Source organism: Roseobacter sp. HKCCD6576-2 (assembly GCF_013179285.1).
Lineage (GTDB): Bacteria > Pseudomonadota > Alphaproteobacteria > Rhodobacterales > Rhodobacteraceae > Rhodophyticola > Rhodophyticola oceani.
Window position 1 is genome coordinate 13032 of sequence record NZ_WVNW01000016.1, and the last position, 16776, is coordinate 29807.

The 16776-nt window shown below is 57.4% G+C and carries 19 protein-coding genes; 9 read left to right on the forward strand and 10 right to left on the reverse strand.

The window, feature by feature from the left end:
- Nucleotides 1-159: 159 nt before the first annotated feature.
- The 3 genes from repB to GTF44_RS20185 all read right to left on the reverse strand — a co-directional run bounded on the left by repB (nucleotide 160) and on the right by GTF44_RS20185 (nucleotide 2881).
- On the reverse strand, nucleotides 160-1149 hold the full coding sequence (gene repB, locus GTF44_RS20175) for a plasmid partitioning protein RepB (RefSeq protein WP_216365196.1): 990 nt from the start codon (nucleotides 1147-1149) through the stop codon (nucleotides 160-162).
- A gap of 2 nt (nucleotides 1150-1151) precedes the next feature.
- A complete protein-coding gene (gene repA, locus GTF44_RS20180) occupies nucleotides 1152-2333 on the reverse strand; it encodes a plasmid partitioning protein RepA (protein ID WP_171563133.1) in 1182 nt (393 codons plus the stop codon).
- Nucleotides 2334-2479: 146 nt separating this feature from the next.
- On the reverse strand, nucleotides 2480-2881 hold the full coding sequence (locus tag GTF44_RS20185) for a DUF736 family protein (protein WP_171563135.1): 402 nt from the start codon (nucleotides 2879-2881) through the stop codon (nucleotides 2480-2482).
- A 449-nt stretch (nucleotides 2882-3330) separates the two neighbouring features.
- Between GTF44_RS20185 and GTF44_RS20190 the strand changes: the two genes are divergently transcribed.
- Together GTF44_RS20190 and GTF44_RS20195 are read left to right on the forward strand one after the other, a co-directional pair.
- Nucleotides 3331-3588: a hypothetical protein gene (locus GTF44_RS20190; protein ID WP_171563137.1), complete on the forward strand. Its 258-nt coding sequence runs from the start codon at nucleotides 3331-3333 to the stop codon at nucleotides 3586-3588.
- A gap of 9 nt (nucleotides 3589-3597) precedes the next feature.
- Nucleotides 3598-3900, forward strand: coding sequence for a hypothetical protein (locus tag GTF44_RS20195; protein WP_171563140.1), 303 nt, complete (start codon nucleotides 3598-3600; stop codon nucleotides 3898-3900).
- Between the two features lie 375 nt (nucleotides 3901-4275).
- On the opposite strand, the gene GTF44_RS20200 is transcribed toward GTF44_RS20195, so the two are convergent.
- Together GTF44_RS20200 and GTF44_RS20205 are read right to left on the reverse strand one after the other, a co-directional pair.
- Nucleotides 4276-4950: a site-specific integrase gene (locus tag GTF44_RS20200; RefSeq protein WP_171563142.1), complete on the reverse strand. Its 675-nt coding sequence runs from the start codon at nucleotides 4948-4950 to the stop codon at nucleotides 4276-4278.
- A gap of 350 nt (nucleotides 4951-5300) precedes the next feature.
- The gene (locus GTF44_RS20205; RefSeq protein ID WP_171563144.1) at nucleotides 5301-7238 is read right to left on the reverse strand and encodes a transketolase; all 1938 of its coding nucleotides are present in this window, start codon (nucleotides 7236-7238) and stop codon (nucleotides 5301-5303) included.
- Between the two features lie 171 nt (nucleotides 7239-7409).
- Between GTF44_RS20205 and GTF44_RS20210 the strand changes: the two genes are divergently transcribed.
- The 7 genes from GTF44_RS20210 (at nucleotide 7410) to GTF44_RS20240 (ending at nucleotide 13853) form a co-directional block, all read left to right on the forward strand.
- Entirely contained in the window at nucleotides 7410-8264 is an 855-nt protein-coding gene (locus GTF44_RS20210; protein WP_171563146.1) for a transketolase, read from the forward strand.
- Nucleotides 8261-9289: a transketolase family protein gene (locus GTF44_RS20215; protein ID WP_171563149.1), complete on the forward strand. Its 1029-nt coding sequence runs from the start codon at nucleotides 8261-8263 to the stop codon at nucleotides 9287-9289. Before GTF44_RS20210 ends, GTF44_RS20215 begins: the two co-directional genes overlap by 4 nt.
- Nucleotides 9290-9306: 17 nt before the next feature.
- Nucleotides 9307-10062, forward strand: coding sequence for an SDR family NAD(P)-dependent oxidoreductase (locus GTF44_RS20220; protein ID WP_171563151.1), 756 nt, complete (start codon nucleotides 9307-9309; stop codon nucleotides 10060-10062).
- A 7-nt stretch (nucleotides 10063-10069) separates the two neighbouring features.
- A complete protein-coding gene (locus tag GTF44_RS20225; protein WP_171563153.1) occupies nucleotides 10070-11026 on the forward strand; it encodes a D-2-hydroxyacid dehydrogenase in 957 nt (318 codons plus the stop codon).
- A 64-nt stretch (nucleotides 11027-11090) separates the two neighbouring features.
- On the forward strand, nucleotides 11091-12047 hold the full coding sequence (locus GTF44_RS20230) for a TRAP transporter substrate-binding protein (RefSeq protein WP_171563155.1): 957 nt from the start codon (nucleotides 11091-11093) through the stop codon (nucleotides 12045-12047).
- A 119-nt stretch (nucleotides 12048-12166) separates the two neighbouring features.
- A complete protein-coding gene (locus tag GTF44_RS20235) occupies nucleotides 12167-12592 on the forward strand; it encodes a TRAP transporter small permease (protein ID WP_171563157.1) in 426 nt (141 codons plus the stop codon).
- A gap of 4 nt (nucleotides 12593-12596) precedes the next feature.
- Nucleotides 12597-13853 (forward strand): TRAP transporter large permease, encoded by a 1257-nt coding sequence (locus tag GTF44_RS20240; protein ID WP_171563159.1) that lies wholly within the window; start codon nucleotides 12597-12599, stop codon nucleotides 13851-13853.
- On the opposite strand, the gene GTF44_RS20245 is transcribed toward GTF44_RS20240, so the two are convergent.
- From GTF44_RS20245 to GTF44_RS22000, 5 genes are all read right to left on the reverse strand, one after another.
- On the reverse strand, nucleotides 13847-14827 hold the full coding sequence (locus GTF44_RS20245; protein ID WP_171563161.1) for a LysR substrate-binding domain-containing protein: 981 nt from the start codon (nucleotides 14825-14827) through the stop codon (nucleotides 13847-13849). The two genes, GTF44_RS20240 and GTF44_RS20245, sit on opposite strands and share 7 nt — an antisense overlap.
- Before the next feature lie 309 nt (nucleotides 14828-15136).
- On the reverse strand, nucleotides 15137-15397 hold the full coding sequence (locus GTF44_RS22665; protein ID WP_367383435.1) for a zincin-like metallopeptidase domain-containing protein: 261 nt from the start codon (nucleotides 15395-15397) through the stop codon (nucleotides 15137-15139).
- The gene (locus GTF44_RS20255; protein ID WP_171563166.1) at nucleotides 15309-15791 is read right to left on the reverse strand and encodes an ArdC-like ssDNA-binding domain-containing protein; all 483 of its coding nucleotides are present in this window, start codon (nucleotides 15789-15791) and stop codon (nucleotides 15309-15311) included. Before GTF44_RS20255 ends, GTF44_RS22665 begins: the two co-directional genes overlap by 89 nt.
- 162 nt (nucleotides 15792-15953) lie before the next feature.
- The gene (locus GTF44_RS20260) at nucleotides 15954-16298 is read right to left on the reverse strand and encodes a hypothetical protein (RefSeq protein WP_171563168.1); all 345 of its coding nucleotides are present in this window, start codon (nucleotides 16296-16298) and stop codon (nucleotides 15954-15956) included.
- Nucleotides 16299-16581: 283 nt separating this feature from the next.
- A partial coding sequence (locus GTF44_RS22000; RefSeq protein ID WP_216365354.1) for a hypothetical protein occupies nucleotides 16582-16776 on the reverse strand: 195 nt, incomplete at its 5' end.

A 16776-nucleotide genomic window follows, 5' to 3' on the forward strand; every position in this document is an offset into this window, starting at 1 on the left:
AGCGATTTTTCTTGTTCGGTGATTCGGTGGCTGCTATGGTTGTTGTGTCAAAACAAGTTGCGCTTCGTGCGCAGCAGCCCTCGGAACCTCGGTTTCGGGGGTTTCTTTTTCTGCCGTCCTCCTTTCTGCTCGTTGCCTTTAATCAGCGGTTAATAGCTGTTAACCGCCCTCTCCTTCGCGGCTCTCTGATTGAAACCGTTCGAAGGATTCCGCGATCAGTTCGTCAAGATGACGGTCCAACCAATCAGCAAATCCTCTGGAATCTCCGGTCTTCGCCACCGAAAGCGTGATGGAACTCCGACCGGATTTGATCTGAACGCCTTGCATCAGCTTCCGGTCAGTCGCTTCGGGCTCGCGAGGCCTGCGGCGGCTCAGGCTTAAGAGCATCGACTCGAAACGCTCGTCTGACGTAGCTTCAGATGCACACCTGCCAAGCACCTCAAGAGCACCGTTCTCGTCGATCTGACCGTTCTCGAATGCGCTTGCCAGGGCCATCCACTTTGGCCGCCCAGCACCTGGCACCGCGCCGATGCCATCTCCGACACTCGTCGGTACAAGCCGCGTGATGCGTTCAAGCTGAGAGAGCGTGTTCTTGCTAACGGCGAGCGCTTGGCAAACCTCAGCCCGCGAGTAGCCCTGTTCTACAATAGCTTGTGCAAAACGAGCTCTCTCGTAGTAGCTCAATTCAGTGCGGCTGGCGTTCTCTAGACCCTTCGCCATAAGCGCTTCGGTATCATCAAGTGTCCGGATCAGCGCCTTGACCGGTTGGCCAAGATGGCGACATGCAAGAATCCGACGACGACCATAGATCACCTCGAAGTGACCGTCCTTTTCCTTAGATGGTCGAAGAAGAACCGGAACCTGCTGGCCCGAAGATGCGATGCTTTCTATGAGATCTTGTAGCGAGCTAGATGCCTCCTCCGAGTTAACAGCTGTTAACTCCACACCGAGCCTGTCCCGCGGGCCCCAGGGAAGCACCAAAGACGTGTCGATCTCCTGGATACCTCCAAGCCCCGCCCGCACAGAACCGATTGTTCCGCGCGGAAGAGTTCTCTGAGCCCGCTCTCGTACCGTAGCAGTCTCGGCGGGCTTCTCCGTAGCCGCCGTGATCGCCGCCGTGATCCCCGTCTTGTTCTTTCCCATTGCCATGATCAGCGTCCCCACGCGCTTTGGATCATTGTCGCGATTTCCTGTCCGACCGCGTCCGCGCTCCCGCGCGCACGGTCATAGGTCGATCGAGTCATCTCCGATCTCGATACTTCATAGATCGACATCTTCAGCATCGCTGCATCGGCGACAGCTGTGCTCCGTAACATCGTCGCACCAACCACGCGGTCCTGAAAAAGGGCGCGCATGAGGCTGACAATTTGCTGACTCGGGATGTCTGAAGGATCGTCGCGTGTGATCAGGAAAGAGAAGAAGTCGTGATCAAGCTGGACGCCTGTCTCTTCGATAACTCCTAGGTAAGCTGACGTCATCTCGATGAACTGCTGCGTAGAGGCGAGGTCCAACATGCTCGGTGTCATCGGTACGATGACGGAGGTCGCGGCGTAGAGCCCAGTCAGTGTGAGAAACCCAAGGGCAGGTGGACTGTCGATCACGACGACGTCGTAATCTGCCTCGACGGTCGAAAGAGCGAAACTCAATCGCTCGAAGAACGCCGCTCCGCGACCAGCGTGCACCGCTGTCTCCGTCTCAAACTCACTAAGCACAAGCTTTGCCGGCGCTAGGTCGAGCCCCGGGAAATATGTCGAAACGATAGTTTCGGCCAGGGGCAGTGGATCCTCATAACGAAGTGCGTCATAGACGGACGCCCCTTCGAATTCGAGTTCAGTCTGGATGCCGCAGAAGCCGGTCAGGCTGCCTTGCGGATCGAGATCGACCGCGAGCACCCGATACCCCTTAAGCGCTAGATAGTGACAAAGGTGGATCGCAGACGTCGACTTTGCCGATCCGCCTTTGAAATTCATGAGTTGCACGACCTGCAACCGGTCATCAGCGCGGCGACCCGGCAGGTACTTGCCTGATGTTCGAGACCCACCCTCGAGCAAATTTCGTGCTGCCAGTAACTCTGCACCCGAATAGAAGCGCCGCCCGTTTTTTGTCACTTCAGGCTCAGGGAGGGAGCCATCGCTGTGACACTTCCGAAGAAACTGACCGGTCACACCCAAGAGTTCTGAGGCCTCTGTTGCGCTAAAGAGCCTCAGTGTCTTGCGCTGGTCAGGCGCATAGGCTTGCTGCAGATGAGTTGTGAGCGCAGTGTGTAGACGCTCAGACATCACCCGCGTAAGGTCGGATTGCGAAGTCGCCTGGATCGGTGCCGTCTGGAACATGGTTTTTGAATTCCCACTCGAAAGCGCTTATTTGCGCAACTCGACTCAGATAGGTCGCGATTCACCCTTCCAAGTCAAGAAAAATATCCACAATTTGTGTCGCAGCGGCAGTTCCTCCACAACAAGAGGTAGCCACCGGCTTCCTGTTAACAGCTGTTAACAGACCATTCAAACGTCGAAGGGGCGACCCAAGCCGAGCACTTCCGAGCTAACGCCGCTTCCCCCGGAGCCCACGGGACCACGGCTTGCAGAGACGCATCATCCTGGTGCGCGGCCTTTCCGAGATCCGAATTGAAGCCGTAATCGAGGATCGCAAACGTGAAGTAATCAGCACCAGTCTCGCGGCTCTGCTTCCTCCAAACACCGCCGCACTCGCCAAGCTGGCCACGCGGCGAGCGTCCAAGGACGCGATGCGGCGGTGCCATGGGGTTGTCGCTCTGCAACGGCTCGACCGAGATGTCGATGTCGAAGGTCAGAGTTGAGATCGAACCGACGCTCTTGGCGGTCTCGATTTCGGTGCTTTCAAACTGGATGCAGTTGGTGCTCATTGCCTTACTCCGTTGATCGGTGTGCAACGATGGTCCGAGGGCAGGGGACAAGGGCCCAGACCGACCGCAGGCCAGCACAGCAGAGAAGGGCAGGGGAGAATTCCGGCGAACAAGCCTTTCGGTGCGGGACGGATCCTGCGACCAGCATGCCATGCTACCAGGACCGAGGACGCAGGTGAACCGCCTGATCATCCATGTCTAGCGCAGAACGAGTCCGACCATTCTTGGTTCGGTGCATCCAACCATCGTCCAGTCTCGCACCTCTCACGACCACCGTCTAGATGGCGCGGCAGCTCGCGCTTAGGATGACGTCCGTGGATGTGAGCAGAAGGCGACGCCTAGCACGTCGACAAAGCCGCCGACAAGAAACAGCACCGGTTTAGCCGGGAAACGCTGACGGTATCCCGACAAATTGAAGCTGGCCCATGCCGGTCAGCAGGACGACATGCATGTCTCAGATCACAATCCGCGAAACCAGTCCCTACGAGGACCGGCGGTTCTCAATCGAGGTCAACGGGACCTCGTATGGACCGTATAGCCTCGACCAACGCACCGAACTCGTCCGCGACACCAAGCTCTTTTTCGAACGCGATAAACCGAAGATGGACCGTCTTGAGGTCGATGGAGATATCAAACCGCATCTCGCGATGGCGTTGATCGATGCTGGCGTCAAGGCCCAGGATCCTTGCGATGAGGAGGTCCCTTAAGCCCCGGACATGGATGAGGCGACCCTCGTCGTGATGGCGGCGGAGACGCTTCTCAATGGAGGGCATGATGAGCTGCCTGACGAGATCGCTGACGAGCCGGTCATCGGCGTCACCTATGACGAGGGCGTGATGTCCTTTGTCGCCGGCGATCCGATTGAGGACGTGGCGGCGTATTTCGAGGATATCACCGCGGCCATCCTTCATGCGGAGGAGATCATCGTGGGCCACAAGGCGGATGGCCGTAATGCGATCCTGGTTGTGAGCGACATGGCCCAAGCGTTTCAGGACCACGCCCGGAAAGACTCGCACTAGCCATTAGGGGGTGCACCACGGCTCCGACGGTGGGGCAGGGGGCCTCCGCCCCGTAGAGTTGAGACACAAGTGGCGTCTATCTGAGCTGTCTGCACCGGCGCCTAAGACCCTTGCTCGCTGGTTTTCTGTGACCAAGGCGGCGCCCTATCCGCGCAAAGGTGTTTCGAGCTCCACAATCGCCCAAAGGGGCACCGGTGTGGTGGACAAAGACGGGCCCAGACGCCAGTCGACATCTTCTAGTCTGATGGCAATGATTTCAGGGCTACGCAGTCCCAAGCGCGCCATCATCAAGATCATCGCATAATCGCGACGTCCCGTTTTGGTTGATAATCGAGCTGCCGCAATGAGCCTGTTGATATCCTCAGATGGCAGATATCAAGGGATTCTGCCGTTGCCCATAGATCGCCGGGACGGAACTTGCTCCGCCAAGTTCTTATCTGTGTGTTTCGCCCAATAAAGAAACCGAAAGAACGAGCGAAGATGTGTAGAGATCGGCTTGTCTTTGGCGATACGGGCACTTTTCCGCATGCGCAGCATATAGCTGGTTATGTCTTGCGACTTGAGACGCTTCAAATCGCCAAGAAGCGTGCCGTACTTGAATGACAAAAAAGCTTGAGCGTACTGCGCGCAGCCATAGATCGTTGCCTCGGACAAACCGCGTTGTTCACGCAGATAGGCTTCATACTCGCGCATCAGAACCGCGCGCTTGGATTTATTGCTCTTCTCCGGGCGTGGTGGGGTGTCCCCAACCTCGATTAGAAAATCCACAAAACGATTTATGCAATGAACCCCATAGGTCGCTTTAGAGCCCTCATCGAGGCCCAGAACTGTTTGGATTAGTCCGCAAACCACTGGTTCATCCAGCTTTGATAACGGAATACCACGTTTGACAGCAAACTCCGCCAATCGGCGGCAATTGCGACGATAAGTATCGACAGTCCCCATGGTGTAGCCTTGTCGGTCGAGAAAGACCGTAAACTCATCGATACGGCGATCATATTGCTCCGCTTCAAAGGTTGAAAGCGGTGAAGCATATTGTTTTCTCGGCATTTTTTCGAACTCCTTCTGATTTGTTCAGAAGGAAACACTGCCCCGATGCAGCCCATTCAGCAGTTTTTGAGGTCAGCATTGGCTGGGGGCGACATAGAAAGCTTGGCCCCCCTAGTCCCTTTCCGTTAAGAGAGCAAACATGTTTTCCGCAACGATCCTTTGGACTTTGCCCTCAAACGTGCGTCATTTGGCTGCTGGGGGTGGCATTCTCGGAATAGCGGCAGGAACACATACCCTTCGCCACGAGACAACCAAACTCAACAAGTGCGGGACAGAGCCGCTATTCAAACCGTTCGAATGAACGACGGTTTCGGTTACTGTCGCAATTTCCAGAACACTTTGACCAGTGATCACAATTTCGCCTTGGCTGCTTGCACAATCGCTTCGACTGCTATCCCAAAATGCTCGTATAGCTTTTCTGATTTGGCGGACGAACCAAAACCTGCCATGCCGATGAATGTATCATCTGGCCGAAGCCAACGGTTCCATCCAAAATCTACGGCTGCTTCAACCGCGATCGTTGGCGCTTCACCCAAGACGTATTGCTGATAGTCGGGGCCTGCTTCTTCAAAGAGTTCCCAACTTGGCATCGAGACCATGGCGGCATTGATGCCGTCCTGCGCTAATCGGGTTGCGGCCTCACGGATCAGAGCGACTTCGGTGCCGGTGGCGACGAGTGTAACGTCCCGATGACCCTCTAGCTCGTGCAGAACATATGCCCCGTTTCGACAGAGGTTTTCGCTGGCGTCGGACCGGACTGGAGGCGCGTCTTGCCGGGACAGGGCCAGCATGGAGGGCCCTTTCTGGCGCTCCAACGCGATCTGCCAGCACTCTACCGTTTCAATCGCATCGGCCGGGCGAAACAGCGTCATTCCCGGCATTGCGCGGAAACTGGCGAGGATTTCCACCGGTTGGTGGGTCGGTCCGTTTGAGCCTACACCGATGGAATCGTGGCTGAACACATGGACCACGGGAAGGCCCATCAGAGCCGCCATGCGCATGGACGCGCGTTCATAGTCGCTGAAGGCAAGGTAGGTGACAGCAACCGGGCGCAGACCACCATGGGCGGCGATCCCATTCGCCATGGCCCCCATCAGATGTTCACGAACCCCGCAATGGACATAGCTGCCCCCATAATCGGTTGCCGCGAATGCAGCGCGGGACCGTTTATGGTTCGTCGGAGCCTCCAAATCAGCGCATAGAACGAAAGCTTCGGGCATCGGCGCCAAAAGCGCATCACACACATCGCCTGAATATTGAATCGTTCCGCGTGGGGCTTGCACAGTGCCAGCCTCTGCGGTGATGCCTGCGAAAACCTTGGGCAAAACAGCAGGCAGGTCCGACCTCAAGCGACGTTCGAACTCTTGCCTGTCCTTGTGGTCGCTCAGCCGTTTCTCCCAGATTAAACGATCTCTTTTTCCTGCTGTGAAGGCGCTGCGCCAATCCTGACAGACGTTCTCTGGCACCACAAATGGCCCATGCGGCCAATCGAGCGCTTCCTGAGCCTCAACACGATCTAGAGGCACAAGCGGCGCGGAATGCCCGCCGCGTTGCCCCTCAAGCCTTGGAAGACCGCGTGCGATTTTCGTCCGGCAGGCAATCATGGACGGGCGCGGGTCTGCTTTTGCTGCCTCAATCGCGGCGTCGATCTGGCCAATGTCATGGCCGTCAACGCTTTGGACATGCCAATGCGCCGCTTCAAATCGCGCGGCAACATCTTCGGAAATTGCAAGGCCAGTCGCACCGTCATCGGTGATCTGGTTATCATCCCAAAGGAAAGTCAGCTTTCCCAGTTTCAGATGCCCGGCAAGCGAGATCGCCTCTTGCCCCATGCCTTCCTGAAAGCATCCGTCGCCGACAAAAGCCCAGGTGCGGTGATCGACCAGCCCTTCAAACTCCGCGGACAGGCGGGCTTCTGCGACGACCATACCGACGGCAGAGCAAATCCCTTGGCCCAGCAAGCCGGTGGTCAGTTCAATTCCAGCGTACTGTTCGATTTCAGGGTGCCCCGCACAGACAGACCCCAACTGGCGAAAGGTCTTGAGTGCGTCCAGCGATACCTTTTCATAGCCGGACAGATGGAGCAGGGCATAAAGCAGCATCGAGCCATGGCCATTCGACAGAATAACCCTGTCTCGATCCGGCCAGAGCGGGTCAGCGGGATCAGCTTTCAGATGTCGCGCATAAAGCGTGGCGGCGATTTCGGCCATCCCCAGCGGCACGCCCTGATGGCCCTCGCCCGCAGCAAGAATTGAATCAATCGCCAGAAAGCGAATGGCATGTGCCATAGATTAAATGTCTGCCACGATGAACTCTCCGTACGTCTCGGCCCCGCACAGGGTTACGATTTTTTGACTGGAAGAGTTGTGTAGTTTTTCTAATCATGTTTTGCGCATTTCTAAAGTTTCGGGTGTCAAAAAGGTTGCTAGCGTTTCCGAGATGACTTGGGAGGGCATTGCATGGGCGTGGCAAAGCGCACTGCTTCACTATCGAATGTTTCGCTTGAAATGCGCGCATGGAACATTCGCCGCAAGGCGCTGCTGATGGGTGAGGTTCAGGGTCAGGGCTATATCGGTCAGGCCCTTGGCATCGCGGATGTGCTGGCGGCCTCTTACTTCCATGCAATGGACTACCGTTCGGAAGACCCTGAATGGGAAGGCCGTGACCGTTTTTACCTCTCTATCGGGCATTACGCGATTGCGCTTTATGCGGCCTTGATTGAGGCAGGCATCCTGCCCGAAGAAGAAATTCTCACCTATGGCATGGACGACAGCCGAATGCCGATGTCGGGCATGGCGTCCTACACCCCCGGAATGGAGATCACAGGCGGCTCGCTCGGGCAGGGCCTTGGGATTGCTGTGGGTGCCGCCATGGGCCTGAAGCGCAAGAAGAACCCGGCTTTTGTCTACAACCTGATGTCGGACGGCGAATTGGGCGAAGGCTCTACCTGGGAAGCCGTGATGTCCGCCGTGCAGTGGAAGCTCGACAACCTGATCTGCCTTGTCGATTTCAACAATCAGCAGGCAGACGGCCCGACGCGTGACGCATTGGCGGTGGTTGCCGAGGCCCCGAAATGGGAGGCCTTTGGCTGGCATACGCAAGAAGTAGACGGGAATGATATGGACGCGCTTGTTGCGGCTTTCGATGCTGCGCGCGCACTGGATGAACCACGCCCCCGTGTGATCATCTGCAACACGACCATGTGCAAAGGGGTCGATTTCCTGGAGGCGCGCGAGATCAACCATTTTGTGCGCGTCGAGGCAGAGGAATGGTCCAAAGCGCTGGCCAAACTGGATGAGGGGAAACCGCAATGACCACCGCCTCCATGGCCCGCAAATATGAGCCGCGCAAAGCCCCGGATACCAAGGTTGCCACAAGCGCGATGATCGCCTCGCTTGCAGCCGAAGGGTACGACACGGTGTCCGCACCCTTTGGCGCGGCACTGGTCGAAGCGGCCGAGACGGATGAGCGTATTGTCGGGTTGTCGGCGGACCTGTCTAAATACACCGACCTGCATGTTTTCGCGAATGCGATGCCGGATCGGTTTTACCAGATGGGCATGGCTGAACAGCTTTTGTTCAGTGCGGCGGCGGGGCTGGCCCGCGAGGGGTTCCTCCCATTTGCAACGACTTACGCGGTCTTTGCCTCCCGTCGCGCTTATGATTTTATTGCCATGGCCATCGCAGAAGAAGATCTGCCGGTCAAAATCGCCTGCGCCTTGCCTGGTCTGACAACCGGATACGGCCCCAGCCATCAGGCGTTTGAAGACCTGGCAATTTTCAGGGGCCTGCCCAACATGGTGCTGATTGACCCCTGCGATGCCTGTGACGTCGCGGGTATGGTGCCCGCGATGATCGCGCAGCCCGGCCCCGTCTATGCGCGGCTCTTACGCGGCAAGGTGCCGGCGGTTCTGACCCGTCACAAGCCTGACTACAAGTTCAAGCTTGGCCGCGCGCAGATGATCCGTAAAGGCCGGGACGTTCTGGTGATCTCTTCCGGGATCATGACCATGCGCGCGCTTGATGCGGCAGAAGCGCTTGCGGGTGACGGTGTGGATGTCGCCGTGCTGCATGTGCCCACGATCAAGCCGCTGGATATCGACACGATTGTGGCTGAGGCAGGTAAAGGCAGGCTTTGCGTGACGGCTGAAAACCACACCGTCATTGGCGGTTTGGGCGAAGCGGTTGCCGGAGCGTTGATACGCGCTGGCGTTCACCCGACATTTCGCATGATTGGCCTACCCGACGAATTTCTGGAGGCGGGCGCCTTGCCCACACTTCACGACATGTACGGCATTTCGACCGAAGGGGTCGCAACGCAAATAAAAGGCTGGCTCTGAGACCAGTGGGAGGAAAAATGGCGCTTCTGGACGGCAAAATTGCAATCATCACAGGCGCGGCGAGCGCCAACGGGTTGGGCAAGGCGACCGCAAAGCTCTTTGCAGAGCATGGCGCGACCGTTGTTATCACTGACCTTGAGGACAGCGCGTCACAAGCCGCTGCCGCCGAATTGCCGGGCGCGGGGCATATCGGGCTTGCGGGTAATGTCGTGGCCCAAGCAGATTGCGACCGCGTGGCCAAGCATGTTCTGGATCAGTTCGGGCGCGTCGATATTCTGGTCAACAATGCGGGCATCACCCAGCCCTTGAAGCTGATGGAGATCGAGGCCGAGAACTACGACGCTGTCACCGATGTCAGCTTACGTGGCACGCTTTATATGAGCCAGGCCGTCGTTCCGGCCATGCGCGCTCAGAAATCCGGTTCTATTGTAAACCTGTCCTCGGTTTCTGCGCAGCGTGGCGGCGGCATCTTTGGCGGTCCGCATTACTCGGCGGCGAAAGCGGGCGTTCTTGGATTGACCAAGGCCATGGCGCGCGAACTTGCGCCCGACAATGTGCGCTCGAACGCCATCTGCCCTGGTTTCATCGCAACAGACATCACCGCAGGCAAGCTGACCGATGAGATGCGCGCGCAGGTGCTGGCGGGTATCCCGATGGGGCGCGCGGGCACGGCAGATGATGTGGCGGGCTGTGCGTTGTTCCTCGCATCTGACCTTTCGGCCTATTGCACCGGGTCCGAAGTCGATGTGAACGGCGGCTCGCTGATCCACTGAGGGTGTCATGACACGTATCGTCTTTCTTGATCGCTCGACAATGGGGCCGGAGGTGGAACTGATCCGCCCGAACGCGTCCCATGAGTGGATTGAACATGATCGCAGCGCGGTAGAGGACGTTGTGGATAGGCTTGGTGGGGCCGAGGTCGCCATCACCAACAAGGTTCCGATCACGGCAGAGGTTTTGGCGCAGCTCCCGGACCTCAAGTTCGTAACCGTGGCGGCAACTGGGTATGACTGCATCGATCTGGAAGCCTGCAAGGCACATGGCGTCACTGTGTCAAATGTGCGCGGTTATGCCAAAAACACAGTGCCCGAACACACGTTTGCGCTGATCCTCGCCTTGAAACGCGCAATCCCCGGCTACCGAGATGCGGTGCTGAAAGGGCGTTGGCAGGAAGAGCAGCAATTCTGCTTCTTTGATCACCTGGTCAGCGATCTAGCCGGAGGCAAGATCGGGATCATCGGCGAAGGCGTCATCGGACAGTCGGTGGGAAGGATTGCCGAAGCCTTTGGCATGCAGGTCATGTTCGCGGCGCATAAAGGCGTGGATGGGCTTGGCCTGCTCTACACCCCATTCGATCAGATGCTGGCGGAGGCCGATGTGATCACCTGTCATGCGCCTCTGACCCCAAGCACCCGCAATGTCCTTGCCATGCCCGAATTTAAGGCGATGAAACAGCAACCTATCATCATCAACACGGCGCGTGGCGGCCTTGTCCACGAAGCCGATGCGGTTGCGGCTCTGGAGGAAGGGCTGATTTCTGGATTAGGCTTTGACGTCCTCACGACAGAGCCACCCGAACCCAACAATCCCATCTATGTCGCCGCGTCTCGTCCTGACGTCATCCTGACACCGCATACCGCCTGGGCAAGCAATCAGGCGATGGTCGAGGTTTGGCGGCAAGTCATTGAGAGCATCAACGCGTTCTTAACGGGCAATCCGGTGCGCACCTTGACGTGAGCACCTCTACGACAGGCCGGGACTCCGGCCCCCAAATGGTCCAAACCAAGGGAGGAAGACCAAAATGAAAACCAAACTTCTTGCAACTGTGGCCGTTCTGGCCATGACCGGTGCCGCGCAGGCCGAGGTCATCTTTGCGCATGGTGCCAACCCCGGCAACCCGCGCTACATCGCTGCTGAAATTTGGGCCGATCTTTACGCCGCTTGCGCGGGTGAAGAGGTCAATCACGCCCCTGCGGCGACCATGGGCAATGACGCTGAGATGCTGACCTCATTACAATCCGGCGTCATTCAGGTGTCCGCCAACAGCCAGGGTGCCATGAGCCAGATTGTGCCCGAAGTGGGACTTCTCGGGCTGCCTTTCTTGTTTGAGGATTTGCCAACCGCATGGACCATCCTTGATGGTGAGGTCGGTGACATGATCGACGCGCGTGCTCAGACTGCGGGTCTCAAGGTGCTGGGCTTCTGGGACAACGGTATTCGCAACATCACCCATACAGGCATGCACGTGGCGACTCCGGCTGACGTCGCAGGCATGCAAATCCGCACGCCCCCCGATCCGATGACGCTTGCGATCTTTGAAGAGCTTGGTGCAAGCCCGGCCCCGTTAGCTTGGTCCGAACTGCCATCGGCGCTGCAATCTGGTGCCTTCGAGGGCCAGGAAAACCCGTTGGTGAACATCTATTCCGCGGGTCTGCATGACATTACTCCATATGTCACCATGACCGGTCACAAATACGAATCCACCCCCGTTGTGGCCAGCCTAGCCTGGTGGTCCGGCCTAGATGAGGCACATCAGGCTTGTGCGTTGCAAACCACCGCAGAAGCAGGTGAGGTTCAGCGCGCCCTGTCGCTAGCAGGTGACGCCACCCTGCGGCCACGCATGGAGGCAGAAGGTGCGCTTTTTGCAGAAGCTGACCGGGAGGCCTATATCGCCGCCACGGCCCCGGTCTATGACCTCTATGCCGAGGACTATCCAGAGCTTGTGGCCACCTTGCGCGCCACTGCGGGCCTAGAGTGAGAGAGCTCTCCCATAGCACTCAGAAAGGGCCTACGGGCCCTTTCCTTTCGGCCTGCCGACACCTCACGACCCTACTGGATTGGAGCGGCCGTCTGATCTCGGTCATCTGCCTGGCTGTGATGTTCGTATTGTTGTTCATCAATGCTGTGCTGCGCTATACGGCTGGGAGCGGCATTCCCTGGGCCTACGAAATCCACGCGATCCTCCTGCCCTGGCTTGTCGCGGGCGGCGTCGTCGTCGCAGCAACGCAGGGGCGCAATATCGCCATCTCGATCCTTCCGAATTTGATCAGCCCAAATGCCCTGCGATGGTTGATCGTGTTTGTCAGCATGATTGTTTTTTTCATCTGCGTCTCTGTCATATGGACAGGTCAACCGACATTCCGCGCCGCCACGTTTCAAAGCCTCGCCACACTGGGTCTCAAACAGGTCTGGGGCTATGCCAGCCTGATCTATGCCTTTGGCGGGATGGGCGTGAACGCGTTGACGGACGCCATCCGGGCCGTGCTGGGGGATGTCCAACACGCCGACACCAGCTTGAGTTAACACCATGACCGCACCGCTTCTCTGGGTTTTCTTTCTGCTTCTTGCGCTCTCGGTTCCTGTCGCGCACGCAATGCTGGGCGGCGCGGCATTCGCGCTTTGGCTTGATGGCAAGCCAATGGCCGTACTGGCCCAACGCCTTTACACGCCAACGCAGAGCTTTCCGATGTTGGCCATTCCGTTCTTTATTCTGGCGGGCAATCTAATGATGTCGGGCCGGTTTGGCGAATACCTCGTCAATATTGCCCGGCTTCTGGTTGGCCGATTCAAGGGTGGCATGGGACAGGTATCCGTTCTGGGATCCGTCATGTTTGGTGGCGTTTCGGGGTCTGCCGTGGCAGACGCGACCGCCTTGGGCAATGCGCTGATACCCGTCCAAAAAAAAGCGGGTTATCCGGCTGGGTTTGCGGCGGCAATAAACTCATCTTCCTCAACAATCTCCGTGCTAATCCCGCCATCGATCCCCTTGATCCTCTATGGGCTGATCTCGAACACATCGGTGATTGAATTGTTCGTGGCCGGTATTTTGCCGGGGCTGATGCTGGGCATTGGCATGTTCACCATGGTCTGGATCATCGCACGCCTGCGCAACCTGCCGCGCGCCCCGCTGGAGGGAGGATTTGCAGCGTTCAAATCGCAAGTCTATGCGGCCATTCCGGCCATGCTGATGCCGATCTTTGTCATTGGCACGCTTCGCTTCGGGATCGCGACACCGACCGAGGTCAGTGTCATGGCTGTGGCCTATGCGCTGTTGGTCAGTGGTTTTCTGTATCGTGATCTGAGCGTCAAAACACTCTGGCGGGCGAGTGTCGATACCGCCGCCATGACCGGGGCCGTGATGATCATCATCATGGCCTCTTCGACGATCCAATGGGTGTTGACGGCTGAGCGCGTTCCGCAAGACCTCGCGGCCTGGGTCGCAGCCTCCATCTCTGACCCCTGGATGGTGATTATCGCTCTGAACCTGGTGATGCTGGTGGTTGGTGCCTTCCTTGATCTGCCTGCCGCTGTGCTGCTGCTGGGGCCGATCTTCGTGACGATTGCGAATGCGATTGGACTTGATCCGGTGCAGCTTGGCCTGATGATGGTCGTTAACCTTTCGATTGGCCTTTACACGCCGCCGGTTGGTACGACGTTGTTCATATCCTCGTCGATCGCCAAAGTCGGGATCGGCGAAGCCGTGAAAGCGCTTTTACCGTTCTACCTGGTCGCGCTGACTGTCCTGGCTCTGATCTCATTTGTCCCTTCACTCACGATCTACTGAGCAGCCTCCCCAGACAAAAGCTCATCATTCGGAGCAATGCGAAAGGTGCAGCCACACTGCTCTAGCAGGGTGTGCACCTGCATCTGATGGTCTTTTGCCTCTTGCGAAATCCATTCAAAGAACCTGTTGACGATGCGGCGGTTCAGATGACGGGCGGGGCAGACAAACCAATATGCGGAAAACGCGATAACCGGCGTATCCGGCAGGAACGGAACAAGCTCTCCACGCTCGATCTCACCCTTGCAAAGCAATGCGCTGTCCAATGCCACGCCGCCCCCCTGTTTGGCCATTTCAATTGACATTGAAGATCGGTCGAACCGGAAGGGATAGCTGAGATTGGCAACTTCAAAACCACTGGCCGCAAGCCACAGCTCCCAGCGATACAGGGATTTGACGCTGTCGATCAAAAGCGCAGATTGCAGGCGGCCAACCGGGTCGGATATCTTGCCTGCCTTTTTTAGAAGCTCAGGGCTGCAAAGAGGCAAGACTGCATCCTGCATGATGCATTCGACAGTCAGCCCCGTCCACTCACCAAGGCCGTATCGCAGGTCCAGATCAATGGCGTCCGTATCAAATTCCGAGAATTCCGGCGTAGCGTTGATGCGAATGTCCCAGTCCGGGTTTCGGGATGCGAAATCAGCGATACGGGGGCCGAGCCAGCGCACCCCGAAGCTGGGCGACACCCTGACATTCAGGCCCCGTTGCCCCCGTGGCTCGCCAATTGCAGTCCGGGCGTTCCGAAGCGCCGCAAAAGCTTGCGTGGTCGTCTGATAAAGCCGGTCACCATCGAGCGTCAGCTTCAATCGCCGTTTTTCCCGGCGAAACAGCATGACCCCAAATTGCGTCTCAAGCAGCTTGATCTGCTGGCTCACAGCGGACGGCGAGACACCCAGCTCCGCCGCCGCCTTGGTCACTGTCCCAAGCCGGGCAGCAGCTTCAAAATACTCGGTGGCTTTCAAGTTGATGTCACGCATGGGTCTGACACTAAGGAATTTTGTCATCCATTCAATTGGATGTGTGTGAGCCTGGTCCGGGTTGAGGTTTCAGATGGGCCTATCGTGAACGTGTTTACATGACCTGATAGGTATCAAATCATCCAGAGCACGCCCCCCAAAAAACCGCCGTTGAGGCAGAGCACAGCATTCGGCATACATGGGCTCACCGCCAACCATCTCTGCGTTTTGTTTGAATGGTCGCTCTGGCAAATTGGCCCTCAGCGATGAGCTGGCCCTATTATGCCGAGTCTTTGCAGACAATAGCCAACGCGGGGAGCATTTGGAAAGCTAGCACGGCATAATCGGGTTGTCGGCATTATGCCCACATTCATGGCTGAGGGTGGCGTAGTATCGCGCCGCATCGTGAAACGTCTCAATTGGCGGCATATGGATCTCATCAAGCCGCATATCATAGTAGGCACGGGGCAGGGGACTCGCCCGCCGACTGATGCCAGTTGCGTCAAAAAAAGTTCTCAAGACGCTGATCAGGTTCTGTGCCGAGATTAACCGGTGGAACCGGCTCAGCATAATAGTTCTCGGGCAAGCCATCGATCTGTGCGACGCTCAAGACGCGATTGGTTTTCAGAAACGGGATACGCGCCTTGGCTTCGTCGTCGTGGGCGGCGGTTTCATCATCTTTTCTCTCGAACGTTACATAGAACACCGATGGCGTTGATTTCTCACCCTTGCGGACCTGGTCACCGAGCTCTTGGGCCTGCCGATACGTCATCCAGTGCTCCGACGCATAGCCTGAGAGATGAGCTTGCACCCAGAGAACCAGAACATTGATGCCACGGTATGGTGTGCCGTTGTGCCGGAGGGGCAGGGCGAACTGCTTCACCGATCCGGTCCAGGGGCATTGCCACGGCGGCGTACCCTTCTCGATTTCCTGGATGATGATGTCGGTGACGTGCTGCTTGAGGTCAAACTTTGGTTGGGCCATGGCGATTTCCTTTCTAGAGCGCGCAATCCTGTCGTTGTTGCTTGCGATTGAGGTCGTAGGAGCGATCACCCATGCAAAAGGGCGCCCTGATTGCTCAGTACGCCCGAGGGAGCCGAATAGACGTGATCACCTCCTTTCTTTGTCGTCGGTAGGGTAGGGAAACTATTCGGCCGCGATTGCCTGTTCCGACTCTTCGGCCGTATCTTGATCGGCTGCGGTGCCATGTGCCTGCATGCCTTCAGGGGCCCAGGTGGCAACGACCGCAAAATGATCTTCTGTGAGCGTCGCGTAGGGTTCAGCGAAGAGCCGCTCCATGAACTCAACAGCGGCTGCTTTGCGACCACCAGCCAGGTTCACAGCCTCGTCTGGCATGCCAAGATCATCTTTCAGGATTGACACAAGCCAATCGAGCTTAAGACGTCCGAAGAAGGCCTCACCCGTGGGCCGCCAGAAATCGCGGATGTTTGGCATAATCGCACTTTCGAGATCTTCGAACACATCACCCATTCGTCCGCTGGCCAGCCCGGCCGGATCGTTTGAGCAAGGGCATAGGCCACCAGCTTGGCCTTCATCGCTGGCTTCAATTCGCGGAACGCCTCAAAGCAGGCAAGAGGTGATCCCGCCTCCAGGAAGCTCAGATCAAGCTTCGATTTGAAGTCGTCCATCGCATGGATTGCGCGTTGATCCATGCCATCTGGGTTGACATGTGGCCGTTCCGCGGTACTTGCGCTGACGCTAAGCTGATAAGTGCAGGGGACACGACCCAGGACATCTGTGATCGTCTTGTACTTCAGAAGATCGTCTGCCAATCCATGATCAGTGTAAAGTGCTGCCCCCAATGCGATGGCAAGTTCGACACCGAGATCGGATTTAAGGCTTGTCGAGTAGGTGAGCTCACCGCTGTTCGCAGCGTCTGTCGCTTTGGATGACTGACCCAGCCCCCTGATCCGGGCCGCTCAGGTGTAGAATCCGTTCCTGTTTTGCT

Coding starts and splice junctions, on each gene's coding strand:
- repB (WP_216365196.1), bottom strand. CDS start 1,149: ATGGCAATGGGAAAGAACAAGACGGGGATCACGGCGGCGATCACGGCG.
- repA (WP_171563133.1), bottom strand. CDS start 2,333: ATGTTCCAGACGGCACCGATCCAGGCGACTTCGCAATCCGACCTTACG.
- GTF44_RS20185 (WP_171563135.1), bottom strand. CDS start 2,881: ATGAGCACCAACTGCATCCAGTTTGAAAGCACCGAAATCGAGACCGCC.
- GTF44_RS20190 (WP_171563137.1), top strand. CDS start 3,331: ATGTCTCAGATCACAATCCGCGAAACCAGTCCCTACGAGGACCGGCGG.
- GTF44_RS20195 (WP_171563140.1), top strand. CDS start 3,598: ATGGATGAGGCGACCCTCGTCGTGATGGCGGCGGAGACGCTTCTCAAT.
- GTF44_RS20200 (WP_171563142.1), bottom strand. CDS start 4,950: ATGCCGAGAAAACAATATGCTTCACCGCTTTCAACCTTTGAAGCGGAG.
- GTF44_RS20205 (WP_171563144.1), bottom strand. CDS start 7,238: ATGGCACATGCCATTCGCTTTCTGGCGATTGATTCAATTCTTGCTGCG.
- GTF44_RS20210 (WP_171563146.1), top strand. CDS start 7,410: ATGGGCGTGGCAAAGCGCACTGCTTCACTATCGAATGTTTCGCTTGAA.
- GTF44_RS20215 (WP_171563149.1), top strand. CDS start 8,261: ATGACCACCGCCTCCATGGCCCGCAAATATGAGCCGCGCAAAGCCCCG.
- GTF44_RS20220 (WP_171563151.1), top strand. CDS start 9,307: ATGGCGCTTCTGGACGGCAAAATTGCAATCATCACAGGCGCGGCGAGC.
- GTF44_RS20225 (WP_171563153.1), top strand. CDS start 10,070: ATGACACGTATCGTCTTTCTTGATCGCTCGACAATGGGGCCGGAGGTG.
- GTF44_RS20230 (WP_171563155.1), top strand. CDS start 11,091: ATGAAAACCAAACTTCTTGCAACTGTGGCCGTTCTGGCCATGACCGGT.
- GTF44_RS20235 (WP_171563157.1), top strand. CDS start 12,167: ATGTTCGTATTGTTGTTCATCAATGCTGTGCTGCGCTATACGGCTGGG.
- GTF44_RS20240 (WP_171563159.1), top strand. CDS start 12,597: ATGACCGCACCGCTTCTCTGGGTTTTCTTTCTGCTTCTTGCGCTCTCG.
- GTF44_RS20245 (WP_171563161.1), bottom strand. CDS start 14,827: ATGCGTGACATCAACTTGAAAGCCACCGAGTATTTTGAAGCTGCTGCC.
- GTF44_RS22665 (WP_367383435.1), bottom strand. CDS start 15,397: ATGGCTTGCCCGAGAACTATTATGCTGAGCCGGTTCCACCGGTTAATC.
- GTF44_RS20255 (WP_171563166.1), bottom strand. CDS start 15,791: ATGGCCCAACCAAAGTTTGACCTCAAGCAGCACGTCACCGACATCATC.
- GTF44_RS20260 (WP_171563168.1), bottom strand. CDS start 16,298: ATGGGTGATGTGTTCGAAGATCTCGAAAGTGCGATTATGCCAAACATC.